Here is a 13,596-nt window from a genome sequence, read left to right on the forward strand (position 1 = left end):
TGAATGGCTGCCATTAAAAATTGTTGAAAATCTTCCCGTTGAACTGGGGAGAGGTCTTGCGTTAATTCACGCTCTAATTGGCGTTGGGCGGCGGTCAGTGGTTCTTTGAGTTTTAGGGCTTTATCAGTTGGTTGTAGCACCTTACGACGCTTATCATCAGCGTCTTCGATTTGTTTGATCAGACCCTTTTTGACCATGAGTTTAACGTTGGTAGTTGCCGTGGAACTACGGATGTTGAAGGTACGTTCTAGGTCGGTTTGGTAGATGGGCTGTGTGGCATTTTCAAAAAAGAAGTTGAGGAAAACGACTTCCATACTGCTGATTCCAAGCTGATCGCCAACTTTGACAAAGTAGCGAAAAATGTGCCGGTTAAGTACTTGAATGAGGTGTCCCAGATCTTGAGTTGACAAATATAATGCCTCCATAGTTGCGAAATAGGGTTCATGAAAATGGTACGGGTAAATGGGCGAGAGGTCAAGCATTTTTAGAGAGTAGAGAAGGGCGGTTAGAAGGTGGTGTGCAAGCCAGGAAAGGCGAAATCCCCGGGTCTGGGATTTTGCCTTTCCTGGCTTGCATGCAACCTTCTGCCCTTCGGAACTCGTTTCGGCGTAGCTGCCAGAAAGCACCATAGTAGCCACTCACTGAATAAATCAGCGTCCTAAAAAATACAGTCAAAAGCGGCGCCGAAACAAAGTAATCGGAATGCACGTCGCGAATCGTACCCAGTAACCAGCGCTACTGACACACCTAGCTGATTGCAGTTCTTATTGAACACCTCACCCGCAGACTGTCCCGTTCCCCAAGATTGACACCACCGCCCCAATCCTGTAAACTCACGGTACTAATTAAATCGCTAGTAGACCAATCATCATCGGGTGGTTGGAATAGGCATTTGCTTGTAGTCGTAGATGCGACGCGCTTCATGGCGTCGAAGACTTCAAGGCAAGTGCCTTTTTGTTTGCGTAGAGGGAGAGTGACGTTGTGTCGGAAGTTATTTTAAAAGGAATGTTGATTAGTTTTGCGTTGGTGTCGTCGATTGGAATGCAAAACCTGTTTGTGTTTAACAACGCCATGAGTAATAAGCTTGGGCGGGCAATGTTGGTGGCAGGCTTTGTGTGGTTAGCGGATACGGCGCTGACGACGGTGGCCTTTCTTGGGATGGGCGCGTTGGTCAGCCGATATTTGTGGTTGAAGTTAGCAATTATGCTGATTGGGGGCGTTATCGTGGCTTGGATGGGGTTTGGCATCTTACGGTCAGCTAACCAAATCGAGTTAGGTAAAGACGGGCAGCAGATGCCACTAAAAGAGGCTTTTGTGACTGCGTGGGTCGTGGCTTTTGCGAACCCACAAGCCATTATTGATACCAGCGTGACGCTGGGTGCGTTACGTGGAACGTTGGAAAACTGGCAGGCGTTACCGTTCTTAGGCGGCATTGTTTTGGCGACGGCTATTTGGTTTAGTGGCATTACGTTGATCGTTGGTAGCTTGAAGAACCGGTTGCCGAAACGGGTGTTGATGTGGATCAACATTTTGTCGGGATTGATCGTGATGACTTACGGGGTTGTGCTGTTGATAAAGGCAGTTCAGATTCTGCTTCATTTATAGATTTAGATTGTCGTTTGTGTCCAGCGTAAGCATCTTCAGTTTGTGAAATGATTCTGGGGTTCTATAGTGGGAAGATGCCGCGGGAGGCTCCGGCGCTATGTGAGGCTGGAACGCAGTGGCGGGCCTACGAGCTAGGAATGGGCAAAACCCGCCCATGCCGGATCTCTCCGGACCCGCGTATGACATAAGGCACTCGCACCCCGAACCCCACGGGGCACGACTGCCTAAGTCATACCGACACTGCTGAGCCTCGCGCGCCTCCGCCTCCCGCTACATGGTGCGTTGTTGGCAACCAGAATAGCTAACTATCACATGCTGAAGTTCACGCAACTACGTGCCGAAAACGTTAGATGGTAACTCGACAACTGCAGAAACGATTATGGTCAACGTTTCGTAACCACAACGAATCAACGATTGTGCTTGTGCGTTACGTTAGCATTAAGCGGGTATCGATGCCATATCCAGCACGATTATGAAACGGCAGTTGCTGTTCAATTTTGTGTTTCTCGAATCAACGTTAGTGTTATTGCGATACCGCCGCAAGCTGTCTAGTTCAGCACTTGAAATGGTCTACAATGCTGCCGAATTGCGCCAACGTAAGATGTAGGTAAGCGACTAGGTGTATGCTGTGTCGCGATGATTGGTGGTTGTCGGTGTTCTTCCGACAACCGCCAATCATCGGGGACAAATGTAAGACTCGCACGGGTTTGAGCGAGGCTTACATTTGAGGTCTGAGACCGCTCTTTGGCTCAGGCCGGCCCCACAGCAGGAACCTAGTCGCTTACCGGAATCGCCAGTTCACGCAAATCAAACTTCACAAGTTAAACAGAAGAATGCTTACGCTGGACACAAACGTAAGCAAAGAAAGTGCCATTACCTCAAACGGGGCAATGGCACTTTTTTAATTCACTTATAGTCGTTGTAACCGCAATGCGTTCAACACTGCTAATAACGTCACGCCAACGTCCGCAAAGACTGCTTCCCACATGCCGGCGATCCCGAGGCGCCGAGTGCTAAGAAGCCAATTTTGATGACGAGGGCGAAGATAATGTTTTGCCAAACGATTCGTTTGGTGTGGTGGGCAATGGTAATGGCTTGAGCCAGTTTGGATGGTTGATCGTCCATAATGACGATGTCAGCCGCTTCAATGGCGGCGTCTGATCCCAGACCACCCATGGCAATACCAACGTCTGCGCGGGCTAGAACGGGCGTATCGTTGATGCCGTCACCCACGAAGGCGACCTTTTGGTGTTGCGGGTGTGCTTGTTCGGTGAGGTCAGCCATCACGGCCACCTTTTGTTCTGGTAGGAGTTCGGCTTCAACCCGGTCTAAACCAAGTTGTTGGCCAATCGTGCCCGCAATGACGCGATTATCGCCGGTTAACAACACCGTCTGCGTCACGCCTTCTTGCTTCAGCGTTTGAATGGCTTTGGCAGCATCGGGTTTCGGCTGATCCGCAACGGTGATGCGACCAACGTACTGGCTGTTAACCGCTACGTTGACTGTTGTTCCCAACGTTTCGGTATCGGGCACGGTGATTTGATGAGCGGCCATTGCCTTGGCATTTCCCACGACAACGGTTTGACCATCGACTGTAGCGGTAACGCCGTGGCCGGCCTTTTCGGTTAAGTCGCTCACGGCAACCTGACTAAGATCACCTTCGTAAGCCGTCACGATCGACCGCGCAATTGGGTGGGTCGATTGCTGTTCAACGGCGGCTGCGAGTTTCAATAGATCAGTTCCCGACATTGCAGCAGTAGCTGGTTCAACCCCGTTAACGGTAAATTGACCTCGCGTTAGGGTTCCAGTTTTATCAAATGCCACCGTCTTCACGGCAGTCAAGGCTTCAAGGAAGTTACTGCCCTTGATCAAGATCCCATGTCGAGAAGCCGCCCCGATGCCGCCGAAGAAACTTAGTGGTACTGAAATGACGAGGGCACAAGGACAACTGATAACTAAGAAAACCAGTGCTCGGTTGATCCAAGTCGCCCAATCCCCAACTTGAAGGAGCGGTGGCACGATGGCGAGTAGTACGGCCAAGCCGACCACAACGGGTGTGTAAATTTTCGCAAAACGCTTAATGAATTTTTCAGTAGTTGTTTTTTTCTGGTTAGCATTTTCAACCAAATCCAAGATTCGCGCAATTGTGGATTCTTGGTAGGGTTTGGTTACCAGCACTTCGATCATACCGGTCAAGTTAATGGAACCACTTAGAACGGCATCACCGGGTTGAACGTCTTGTGGGAGCGATTCGCCGGTAAGCGCCGAGGTATCTAAGCTGGTGGTCCCAGTGCGTAACTCGCCATCCAACGGGACCCGTTCACCCGGTTTGATGATTAGGAGTTGACCAGGCGTGACTTTTTCAGGGGCAACGGTTTTGGTACCCATCGCGGTTTTTACGGTCGCTGTAGTGGCTTTCACCGCCAGCAATGCTGAAATCGACTGTTTCGACTGGTTAACGGCAACGTCTTCAAACAGGTCGCCAACTTGATAAAATAACATGACCGCAATGGCCTCTGGATAGTCGCCCAGTAAAAGCGCGCCAATCGTAGCCACGGCCATTAAAAAGTTTTCATCAAAGAGTTCTCCGTGACGAATATTTTGAATCGATTGCCAGAGAACGTCATAGCTAACTAATAGGTAACTAATTAAATAAGCAGAAATCATTGCCCATGACGCTGGTAAAAGTGGGGCAATTAATAATATAATGGTTGAGCTGGCTAGCGTGGCAATTGTCCGTTTGTGTTCCAAGAGACTGCGGAGAGTCTGCCGGCGCCGAGCTGGGTTGATGGTTTGGTTCATTTCGATCACCTCATAACGTATCTACATATGAACATATCTTCATATGTAGTATAACAGTTGCTCATATAAATACAAGTCATGGAGGCAAATTAGTTAAGATGGAAGACCCTAAACATTTGGAAATGGTTGAGCACCTAAAGCATCACTTAGGTGTTTCAGATGAACTGGAACGGATGGTTGCCCTGTTTAAAGCCTTGGGCGACGTTAACCGGGTCCGGATTATTTTAGCGTTGTCTCAAACGACGTTGAGCGTCACGGAACTGACAGAAGTTTTAGATTTAAGTCAATCGAGTATTTCACACCAGTTGAGTATCTTGAAGCAACGTAATCTGGTAAAGGGCACTCGAAGCGGGAAGAACATTCATTATAGTTTGGCCGATCAGCATATTATGAGTGTTGTGGGATTGGTGAAGGAACATGTGGCTGAAAATGAAAAGAAAAACGATTAACGGATGGTACAAAAGAGAACGCAACTGATATTGGTCAATATCAGTTGCGTTCTCTTTTGGATTTTGGTTAAGTAACGCCCTTAGAGTGTCTGCATAAATGCGCTTAATTGATTTAAGCCATTTTGCAGTTCCGCATCTTCAAAGGCGTACCCGATGCGAAGCGCGTGTTCAACGTCAAACTCAGCGCCTGGAACGAGTAACACGCCCGTGGCTTTAAATAATTGGTCACAGAAGGTTTCGCTTGGTATATCAAAATCATATTGTAATAGTGCGGTTGTCCCAGCTTGGGGTTTTAGCCAACTAATATGTGGCTGTTGGTCGACCCAATCGCTTAATAACTGTAAATTGTGCCGGACGATGGCCCGATTGCGCTTTAAGATAATTTCTTTGTTGGCTAGGGCAACTTCAGCAATCATTTCATTAATAACGCCGCAGCTGATCGTGTTGTAGTCACGATGTGAGAATAAGGTGTTCATGAACGCATCATCGTGAGAGGCAATCCAACCAAGCCGTAAGCCGGCTAACGAGAAGACCTTGGACATGCTGCTTGTAGAAATGCCTTTATCGTACAAGTCGATAATCGAAGGGGAATAGTCGTCCGTTTGGGTCAAATGACGGTAAACCTCATCGCATAAAATATAGGCGTCGACTGATTGAGCAACGTTCACAATATGTTGAAGGTGTTCTCGTGGCATTAACGACCCAGATGGATTGTCGGGGTTGTTTAACACGATCAGTTTGGTTTTATCACTGACAAGTGATGTTAACTGATCAATATCGGGTAAGTAGTCATTTTCAGGAGTTAGGGCCAGTAACTTAACGGTAGCGCCGATTGATTCTGGAATGGACTGTAGTTGTTGATAGGTTGGGGTGACGACCACAACTTCATCACCGGGCTCAACGAGGGTGGTTAACGCGAGACTATTTGCCCCGATGGCACCGTGGGTGGTCACAACCTGGTTAGAACTCAAATGTTGATAAAGGTGCGTGATGTTTTCCAACAGGTCAGGCGCACCGACAATATCGCCGTACGTTAAGCGGGTCGTTAGCAATTTGTTGGTAAATGCCGCTTCATCAGTGTGAGTGAGCGCCAATAAATCTTGTAATGAGAGTGGCGAGACACAGGTTTCACCCAAGTTATACGTTGCGGTCGTTTCGTAATCGTTCATCCATTGTTCAACGCCAAATGTTTTTAGTTTCATTTGCTTTTCCTCCTAAAGGTCGATCGAGTGACCAGCCGTTAATGTTTCAGCCTTTTCAAGGGCTAAGTTGGCGGCCGCGATATCCTGCAATGCGATGCCGGTACTATCAAATAAAGTCATTTGATTTGGCGTCCATTGATTTTGAGTTGAAGTAGCCAGTAGATCACCAATTTCAGTCAGTTGATCTTCTTGCAAAATATTGGCGCGAATCGCATTTTGCGTTTCGCCAACTTGAGCAGCTTGTTGCCGATCATCAACGTAACTGTTGGCAGTTTTAAAGATGGTTTCGTCGACTTCTTGCTTCCCGGTCATATCAGCGCCGATGGTATTGAGGTGAGTGCCTGGTTGAACCCAGTCTGATTGAATCATTGCCTTAGTCGAAGGGGTTGCAGTGACGATGACTTGAGCGGTTTTAGTTGCGTTTTCGAGGTCATCACTAGCGGTTACCGTCAAATGAGATAGTTGGGTTGTTAGTCGTTCATAAACGGCGGCGTGAGTATCGATCGTTGGAAGGAATTGTTCTGACAATTGTTGAGTCAATGTTTCGGCTAGTTGGGTCGCTTTTTGTGGCGCAACTAAATCGACAATGGTGACGGTTGAAATGTGAGGTAACACGGTCAATTGGGCCATGATCTGGTAAAGTGCTTGGGCACCAGCACCAACAATCAGCAAGTTTGTGGCATCGGGGTTAGCCAAAAGGCGACTCGCAACCGCGCCGGCAGCCCCAGTTCGATAACCAGTTAAAGCGGCTGCGTTAACAACCCCCTTTGGTAACCCAGTTTGATCATCGTAAATGGTAACGGTGCCGTTTAGTTCCGGCAGTCCCTTCGCTTCATTTTCAGCGAACCAAGATAACAATTTAACGCCATACGCATGTTGAGATTTTAGATAACCCGACCGAATATCCATGTCAGCTTGATCTGAAATAAATTCATGGTAGATCATGGGCCAAATAACGCCCTGACCGGTGCCTTTATCTTGATAAGCCGTTTCAACGGCATCAATCACACTCGGAAAATCAAGTAACGTTTGTAAGTCACTACTAGTAAGATACGCATGATAACAACCTCCTGAGTTTTAGCGAATAACCAAAAAATGGTATCCATCGTCCTACTCTTATAACACAAATGCGCCGTACCTACGAGTAAGACAATGAATACCATCCATCTTAAAGTTGATTATACCCGGTGATATAATCAACACGATTATTCTGTTGGGATAAATGTAGCATGAGTGCTAAAGGATGTCAAAATCATTTTTTATTTAGAGGCCATCGTGAATCAAGTCAATTTTAAGACGGGATACCGTCAAATGGCGTAATGACGGCAAATATTTTCAATGAGAGAAAGGTCCCACAGTTGAATTTCAATCAAATTTAAAATGATTAGGGTTTTATATTGACAATTGTAAACAACGGCGCTATGATAATTACGAAGTTTACAAATGTAAACGAAAAATACATAACCAACAAAAAGGGAGCGTGAGCAACATGATTAAACTGATTGTCCTGATCGTCGGGCTGGCCTTGATTGGCTTCATCGCTTGGTGGTTCTTCGGTAAGCACGAAGCGGCAACCGGAACCGCCACTGTTACAGATGATGTCCAAAGTATCGACGTGAACGTTAAAGGCGGCTACGACCCAGAAACGGTCGTCCTCAAGCAGGGGGTTCCCGCTGTGCTGAATTTTACCCGGCAAGATCCGTCGAGCTGTTTGGACCGGGTCGTCTTTCCGGATTTCGGGATCAACCGGGAATTACCAAAGGGTGAAGAACAGTCAATTAAAATCGATACCAGCAAGGCCGGCGAATACCAGTGGGCTTGCGGGATGGACATGTTTCACGGTAAGTTGATTATTAAATAACGAAAGTCTAGGAGGACACGATCATGAGTGAAAACGTACAAAATGCTAAAGTTGAAGTTGCCGGGGGCTACAACCCAGAAGTTGTCACATTGAAGCAAGGCGTGCCTGCCACCATTACCTTTACCCGGACGAGTGATCAAGGTTGTCTTGATGTGGTTCACTCTAAGGATTTTGATTTCGAAACCGAACTGCCATTAAACGAAGCCAAGACCGTCACCGTAAACACGGATCAGGCGGGTGAATTTAACTTCAGTTGCGGGATGGACATGTTCTTCGGGAAAGTGGTGATCAAGTAATGAGTATTAACAGTCGCTTTTGGGTGTCATTGGTGATGTCCGTGCCAATGGTAGCCGAAATGGTGCTTCACCCGTTGACCGGGTGGATGCTGCCTGGCGGCGAATGGACAATGCTGGGATTGACGACCATCGTAATGGCGGTGTCAGCCGGCCCGTTCATGCAAAGTGCCTGGGCATCATTTCAAAAGCACCACTCTAACATGGATACCTTAGTTGCGATTGGGACGGCGACGGCTTATCTGTATAGTATTTATGCGATGATCACCCATCAAGCCGTGTTCTTTGAATCAGCTGCGGTAGTGACGACCTTCGTGCTACTTGGCCAGGTATTTGAGGAACGGATGCGTAACAACGCATCAAATGCCGTGGAAAAGCTGGTCGATTTGCAAGCGAAAACCGCCGAAGTATTACGTGACGGCGAGTTCGTCAAAGTCCCACTTGCTGAAGTGGTCGTTGGCGATACGATCCGGGTCAAACCGGGCGAAAAGGTGGCTGTTGACGGCGTGATCACGCAAGGCACTTCAACCATCGATGAATCGATGGTCACCGGTGAAAGCATGCCGGTGGAAAAGGGTGTCGGTGACCACGTCATCGGTTCAACCATCAACAGTAACGGGAGCTTCCAGTTCCAAGCTGAAAAGGTTGGCGAAGATACCATGCTGGCCCAAATCGTGGAACTGGTCAAAAAGGCTCAAAACAGTCACGCTCCAATTCAAAAGTTAACGGATAAGGTGTCAGACATCTTCGTGCCAATCGTGTTGATGTTGGCGATTTTAACCTTCTTAATTTGGTACGTGTTCATTGGTGCCAGTGTTGCGAATGCCTTGATTTTTGCGGTGTCAGTTGTCGTGATCGCCTGCCCATGTGCGCTTGGCCTAGCCACCCCAACGGCCTTAATGGTCGGGACGGGTCGGAGTGCCAAGATGGGTATTTTGATCAAAATGGTGAGGTCCTTGAAGCCGTGAACGATGTGACAACGGTGGTGTTCGATAAAACCGGGACCATTACGGTTGGGCAACCAGCTGTGACGGATATCATCGGTGACGCAACGCAAGTGTTGACCGTTGCGGCTGGACTGGAAGAAGCCTCGGAACACCCACTGGCAACGGCGATTATGACTAAGGCAAAGACCGATGAGATCACTGTGCCAGCAGCGAGCGATTTCAAAGCCATCGAAGGTAAAGGCGTTGAGGCCAGCGTTGACGGTCAGACCGCCTTTGTCGGCAACGATAAACTACTGGCAGATTACCAAATCAGTGCTGATTTGAAGCAACGGGCGCAACAACTACAAGATGAAGCTAAGACGGTGGTTTACGTTGGGCTAAGCGCTCAAGTGATTGGCTTGATTGCCATTCAGGATGCGCCAAAGCCAACCTCTAAAGAAGCTATCGCTGCATTGAAGTCACGGGGCTTGAAGACCGTGATGTTGACTGGTGATAACCAACGGGTTGCGCGAGCGATTGCGGACCAAGTTGGCATCGACGACGTGATCGCGGATGTTTTGCCAGGTGATAAAGCTGACCACATCAAGACCTTACAGCAAGACGGTAAAGTCGCCTTTGTTGGTGACGGGATCAACGATGCGCCAGCGTTGACGACTGCTGACGTTGGGATTGCCATGGGTTCTGGGACTGATATCGCCATTGAATCTGGTGGTATCGTGTTGGTGAAGAACGATCTCCGTGACGTTGACCGGGCGTTAGCCTTGAGTAAGAAGACCTTTAACCGGATCAAACTGAACCTATTCTGGGCGTTCATCTACAACGTGCTTGGGATTCCGGTGGCGGCTGGGGTGTTCTTCGCAATCGGCGTTACGTTGAGTCCGGAACTCGCTGGGTTAGCGATGGCGTTTAGCTCACTATCCGTTGTGACGAGTTCGGTACTGTTAAATAAGGCGAAGATTTCAACGCGGGTCCAACCTGCCTAAAGCATTAGAAAAGTATCATGAACGGCTCTCCTTGGGCGTTCATGGTACTTTTTTTCATGGTATGATAATTAAAAAGGAGGTGGCCACTATGCAGAATCGTTTTTCAATCGGTGAAATGGCCAAATTACACCAAACGACAGTCAAGACGTTACGGTATTACGACCAAATCGGCCTATTTAAACCGGCCGAAACCGCACCGCAAAGTGGCTACCGATATTACACAACGGCCCAGTTTGAACGGTTAAATACGATTCAGTACCTCCAAGCATTGGGGTTATCGCTCAAAGAGATTCAAGCGCACTTGGCGCAACTGGACTTAGGCACGTTTAGGACGTTACTCCAAGAACAGGAACACCTTGCAGATCAGCGCATTCAAGAACTTATTCGCATGAAGCGCCGGTTTCACGCACGCCTGCAAGACCTTGACGAAGCGCAACGGGTCGACCAACTGGAAATGCCAGTTATCCAAACGTTGCCAGTTCGACAAATCGTGTCACTGGTACAACCGATTCGGAGTGAACCAGAGTTAGAACTTGCGCTTCGACACTTGGCGACGCAAGCGGGGTTAGCGCCAGCGATTTTCATCGGTGGCGTTGGCTTAACCATTTCCCGGGAAAACATTCTGGCGCGTCATTTTCAAAGTTACCAAAGTGTCTTCATTCTGGTACCGGAAGCCGTTACTGGCCCGTTGGCGGGGACGTTACCGGCTGGTGATTACGCTTGTATTTACTATAATGGTAATCATCAACAATCACGTGCGGCGTACGAAAAGTTGCTGACCTTTGTGCAAACAGCCGGTTACCAAATTATTGGTGATGCGGTGGAACGCACCGTGATCGACCAGTACGTATCAAAAAATGCCACGGATTACCTTACCACGATTCAACTCCCAATTCAGCGTTGACTCTCCGGTAAGGGGAGGGTTTAAACTAGAAGCATTAACTTAAGGGAGTCGTTAACATGATTGGGACGATATTTAACACGATAATGATCATTGTGGGGAGCACGGTGGGCAGTATTTTTAAACGGGGACTTAAACCCCAGTATCACGATATTTTGATGCAGGCGCTAGGGCTCGCCGTTGTTGGGTTGGGGTTAAATGCCACGATTCAGCACATGCCTGATAGCCACTATCCGGTGCTATTTATTGTCAGTTTGGCGTTGGGTGGTTTGATTGGACAGTGGCTAGATCTGGAAGGTCGCTTTAATCGCGGATTGGCGCGGTTTTCCGGTAAGAGCAACCTTGCTGAAGGGCTGTCGACGGCGATTTTGCTGTTTTGTATCGGGACTTTGTCGATCGTGGGGCCAATTGAAGCGGCGTTGAAGCATGACTATACCTACTTGATGACTAACGGGATGCTGGATGGGATTACGTCGATGGTGCTGGCGGCATCTTTTGGTATCGGCATCATGATTGCGGCGGCGGTGCTGTTTACTTGGCAGGGGAGTATCTACCTGTTGGCAACGCTGATGCATGCGGCCATTAGTAATGCTTTATTGAATGAAATCTCAATCGTTGGGGGCATTTTGATTCTGGCTTCGGGATTGAGTATTCTTGAGATTAAGAAAGTTCATACGTTGAATTTACTGCCGTCGTTGGCGGTGCCACCGCTGTTTTTTATTGCGTTGGCGTTGTTTGGTCGGTAAGGCGGAAGTTCTGGTTGGTAGCCGGAACTTTTTTAGTATGCAGGCGATAATCAATTTTTGAAGTGGGGGAACTACCGGGAAATCAGGCATGATACCATTTTATATTCTGGCAAGTTTTATCGATCGATATTAAAAACCGACCATCTGAGTTAGCCACGTGCTAACTCAGATGGTCGGTTTTAATGTTCATCATTAGATTTCAACTTTGTAAAGCAAGCCACGATGACGTTGGTCACCATAATCGATCCGTAAATCGTCACGAAGTTCAAAACGGGTGAATTCAACCAGCGGTCATTTACAATGATCACTGCCAGATAGCCTACCAACCAAACAACCGTCAACCCGCCTCGCAGCCAAGGCAGGGTACTGACCCGGTTGCGTTGTTTAAGCGTTGGATAATGCCGTTCAATCAAAGTGATCACCAGCATGTAGATCACCAAAATCAACGCACCATATAAGATGATTTGACCGAACGACAAGCGAACCAGTGGTACCATCAATGCCATCAAAATCAACCAACTAACCAACGTATACGCACCGTATTTTAAATCAACCATCTCGATTTCCTCCCATCACCTAGAAGGTATCATACCGAGTGCAATTTGTCGTAACCGGTGACTTCATTTTGACTGACTGCTAAAACTGTTCCAAAAGATCGTGCTTGGGTGAGTAGCGGGTCAATAGAAAAATCACCGAAACGATACCTAATACGATGCAGTACCAACTATACGGCACGATTGCCGCGGCTGAAATCTGGCGATTGCGCCAGCCATCAGTAGTTGACCACCATATGGAATTAGCCCCTGTCCCACGCAGGAGAAGACGTCGAGGATGCTGGCCGTATACGATCTAGAGATGCCATAGGTTTCCGATAAATCTCTAGCGATTGGGCCCGCAATCATAATCGATACGGTGTTATTCGTCGTGATCACGTCCAGTAACAGAATCAAAAAGGCAATCGCAAACTTTCCACCACGAGTTCCCCGTGCGTGCTTCGTGATCTTATCCAGCAACCACTGAATGCCACCCATATGAGTCATTAGCGCTGCCAAGCCACCAACCACGATTGAAATCAACGAAATATCAGCCATCGCTAACATTCCTTTGTGGGCCGCATCCATTGCACCGATGAAGTCAAATTCACCGTAGCCCATGCCGATCACCACGCTGATACGATACCCAGTAATAGGACTAATAGCACGTTTAAATTTAAAAACGACAGCCCAATCACCACTAGGTACGGTAGAATTTTCAGCCAGTGGATTGCACCTAAGTCACCTAAATGTGCTTGGCCAACCGGCGCCATCATCAGTAGCGCAATGGTGATCGCTACCGCTGGAATCACCATGATCAGGTTCGTCTTGAATTTAGCGAAAATGGTCACGCCCTGTGTTTTAGCAGAAACGATGGCGGAACCCGAAATCAGTGAGAGGTCATCGCCAAACATGGCGCCACTCACGACTACCCCGGCCATTAGTGCCATGTTGATATGAGCGATTTGGGCAATGCTAGCCGCAATTGGCATCAACGCCGCAACGGTTCCCATAGACGTCCCCATCGCAAAACTTAGGATACAGCCAAGGATGAAGACTCCTGGTACCAAGAAAGAATGGGGGAGGTACGTCAGACCAATATTGGTGATCGTCTCCACCGCGTGCATCGCTTTCGTCACGTAGTAAAAGGCCCCGGCCAACATGAAGATCACGATCATCAGCATCATAGTGTCCTGCCCGGCACCCTTGAAGAACACGGTCAACTTGTCATTGAATTTATCATCACGTTATCACCCTTCAAACAAAAGGCCACG

Annotated in this window: 12 protein-coding genes and 2 pseudogenes; 7 read left to right on the forward strand and 7 right to left on the reverse strand. The window is 48.1% G+C overall.

From position 1 onward, the window contains the following. Window positions 1-410, reverse strand: a 410-nt coding sequence (locus JCM2765_RS05755; RefSeq protein WP_054734827.1) for a MarR family winged helix-turn-helix transcriptional regulator, incomplete at its 3' end; no start/stop codon positions are given. 571 nt (window positions 411-981) lie between these two features. Between JCM2765_RS05755 and JCM2765_RS05760 the strand changes: the two genes are divergently transcribed. Next, window positions 982-1,605 (forward strand): LysE/ArgO family amino acid transporter, encoded by a 624-nt coding sequence (locus JCM2765_RS05760; RefSeq protein ID WP_225351996.1) that lies wholly within the window; start codon window positions 982-984, stop codon window positions 1,603-1,605. 954 nt (window positions 1,606-2,559) lie between these two features. Here the strand turns inward: JCM2765_RS05760 and JCM2765_RS05765 are convergent. Continuing rightward, complete coding sequence (locus tag JCM2765_RS05765; RefSeq protein WP_225351997.1) at window positions 2,560-4,407, reverse strand: heavy metal translocating P-type ATPase; 1,848 nt, start codon at window positions 4,405-4,407, stop codon at window positions 2,560-2,562. A gap of 98 nt (window positions 4,408-4,505) precedes the next feature. On the opposite strand from JCM2765_RS05765, the gene JCM2765_RS05770 reads away from it, so the two are divergent. Further along, entirely contained in the window at window positions 4,506-4,856 is a 351-nt protein-coding gene (locus tag JCM2765_RS05770) for an ArsR/SmtB family transcription factor (RefSeq protein ID WP_054734828.1), read from the forward strand. 80 nt (window positions 4,857-4,936) lie between these two features. On the opposite strand, the gene JCM2765_RS05775 is transcribed toward JCM2765_RS05770, so the two are convergent. Both JCM2765_RS05775 and JCM2765_RS18995 read right to left on the reverse strand, forming a co-directional pair. Continuing rightward, on the reverse strand, window positions 4,937-6,058 hold the full coding sequence (locus JCM2765_RS05775; protein ID WP_054734829.1) for an aminotransferase: 1,122 nt from the start codon (window positions 6,056-6,058) through the stop codon (window positions 4,937-4,939). Between the two features lie 12 nt (window positions 6,059-6,070). Continuing rightward, window positions 6,071-7,093, reverse strand: a pseudogene (locus tag JCM2765_RS18995) (ornithine cyclodeaminase family protein); the annotation flags it as partial. A gap of 454 nt (window positions 7,094-7,547) precedes the next feature. Here JCM2765_RS18995 and JCM2765_RS05785 point away from each other — a divergent pair. The 5 genes and pseudogenes from JCM2765_RS05785 (at window position 7,548) to JCM2765_RS05810 (ending at window position 11,789) form a co-directional block, all read left to right on the forward strand. Continuing rightward, window positions 7,548-7,919 carry a cupredoxin domain-containing protein gene (locus tag JCM2765_RS05785; RefSeq protein ID WP_054734831.1) on the forward strand — a complete coding sequence of 124 codons (372 nt, stop codon included), beginning with the start codon at window positions 7,548-7,550 and terminating at the stop codon, window positions 7,917-7,919. Between the two features lie 23 nt (window positions 7,920-7,942). After that, window positions 7,943-8,215, forward strand: a complete 273-nt coding sequence (locus JCM2765_RS05790) for a cupredoxin domain-containing protein (protein ID WP_054734832.1) — start codon at window positions 7,943-7,945, stop codon at window positions 8,213-8,215. Further along, window positions 8,215-10,142 (forward strand): annotated as a pseudogene (locus tag JCM2765_RS16655) (copper-translocating P-type ATPase). The gene JCM2765_RS05790 and the pseudogene JCM2765_RS16655 overlap by 1 nt, the downstream one beginning before the upstream one ends. A gap of 88 nt (window positions 10,143-10,230) precedes the next feature. Next, a complete protein-coding gene (locus tag JCM2765_RS05805) occupies window positions 10,231-11,046 on the forward strand; it encodes a MerR family transcriptional regulator (protein WP_054734834.1) in 816 nt (271 codons plus the stop codon). A gap of 56 nt (window positions 11,047-11,102) precedes the next feature. Next, window positions 11,103-11,789, forward strand: a complete 687-nt coding sequence (locus JCM2765_RS05810; RefSeq protein ID WP_054734835.1) for a DUF554 domain-containing protein — start codon at window positions 11,103-11,105, stop codon at window positions 11,787-11,789. A gap of 179 nt (window positions 11,790-11,968) precedes the next feature. Here the strand turns inward: JCM2765_RS05810 and JCM2765_RS05815 are convergent, their stop codons facing one another. The 3 genes from JCM2765_RS05815 to JCM2765_RS16665 form a co-directional block, all read right to left on the reverse strand. Further along, window positions 11,969-12,346 carry a hypothetical protein gene (locus JCM2765_RS05815; protein WP_054734840.1) on the reverse strand — a complete coding sequence of 126 codons (378 nt, stop codon included), beginning with the start codon at window positions 12,344-12,346 and terminating at the stop codon, window positions 11,969-11,971. Between the two features lie 147 nt (window positions 12,347-12,493). Next, on the reverse strand, window positions 12,494-12,943 hold the full coding sequence (locus JCM2765_RS16660) for a Na+/H+ antiporter NhaC family protein (RefSeq protein WP_156301693.1): 450 nt from the start codon (window positions 12,941-12,943) through the stop codon (window positions 12,494-12,496). Window positions 12,944-12,948: 5 nt separating this feature from the next. After that, a complete protein-coding gene (locus JCM2765_RS16665) occupies window positions 12,949-13,545 on the reverse strand; it encodes a Na+/H+ antiporter NhaC family protein (protein WP_082405009.1) in 597 nt (198 codons plus the stop codon). Window positions 13,546-13,596: the final 51 nt, after the last annotated feature.

Source organism: Secundilactobacillus similis DSM 23365 = JCM 2765 (genome assembly GCF_001311075.1).
Lineage (GTDB): Bacteria > Bacillota > Bacilli > Lactobacillales > Lactobacillaceae > Secundilactobacillus > Secundilactobacillus similis.

Bases quoted from the DNA above. Each gene is read 5' to 3' on its own strand.
- JCM2765_RS05805 (WP_054734834.1), top strand. From the start codon at position 10,231: ATGCAGAATCGTTTTTCAATCGGTGAAATGGCCAAATTACACCAAACG.
- JCM2765_RS05765 (WP_225351997.1), bottom strand. From the start codon at position 4,407: ATGAACCAAACCATCAACCCAGCTCGGCGCCGGCAGACTCTCCGCAGT.
- JCM2765_RS16660 (WP_156301693.1), bottom strand. From the start codon at position 12,943: ATGGGCTACGGTGAATTTGACTTCATCGGTGCAATGGATGCGGCCCAC.
- JCM2765_RS05785 (WP_054734831.1), top strand. From the start codon at position 7,548: ATGATTAAACTGATTGTCCTGATCGTCGGGCTGGCCTTGATTGGCTTC.
- JCM2765_RS05770 (WP_054734828.1), top strand. From the start codon at position 4,506: ATGGAAGACCCTAAACATTTGGAAATGGTTGAGCACCTAAAGCATCAC.
- JCM2765_RS05790 (WP_054734832.1), top strand. From the start codon at position 7,943: ATGAGTGAAAACGTACAAAATGCTAAAGTTGAAGTTGCCGGGGGCTAC.
- JCM2765_RS05815 (WP_054734840.1), bottom strand. From the start codon at position 12,346: ATGGTTGATTTAAAATACGGTGCGTATACGTTGGTTAGTTGGTTGATT.
- JCM2765_RS05810 (WP_054734835.1), top strand. From the start codon at position 11,103: ATGATTGGGACGATATTTAACACGATAATGATCATTGTGGGGAGCACG.
- JCM2765_RS05775 (WP_054734829.1), bottom strand. From the start codon at position 6,058: ATGAAACTAAAAACATTTGGCGTTGAACAATGGATGAACGATTACGAA.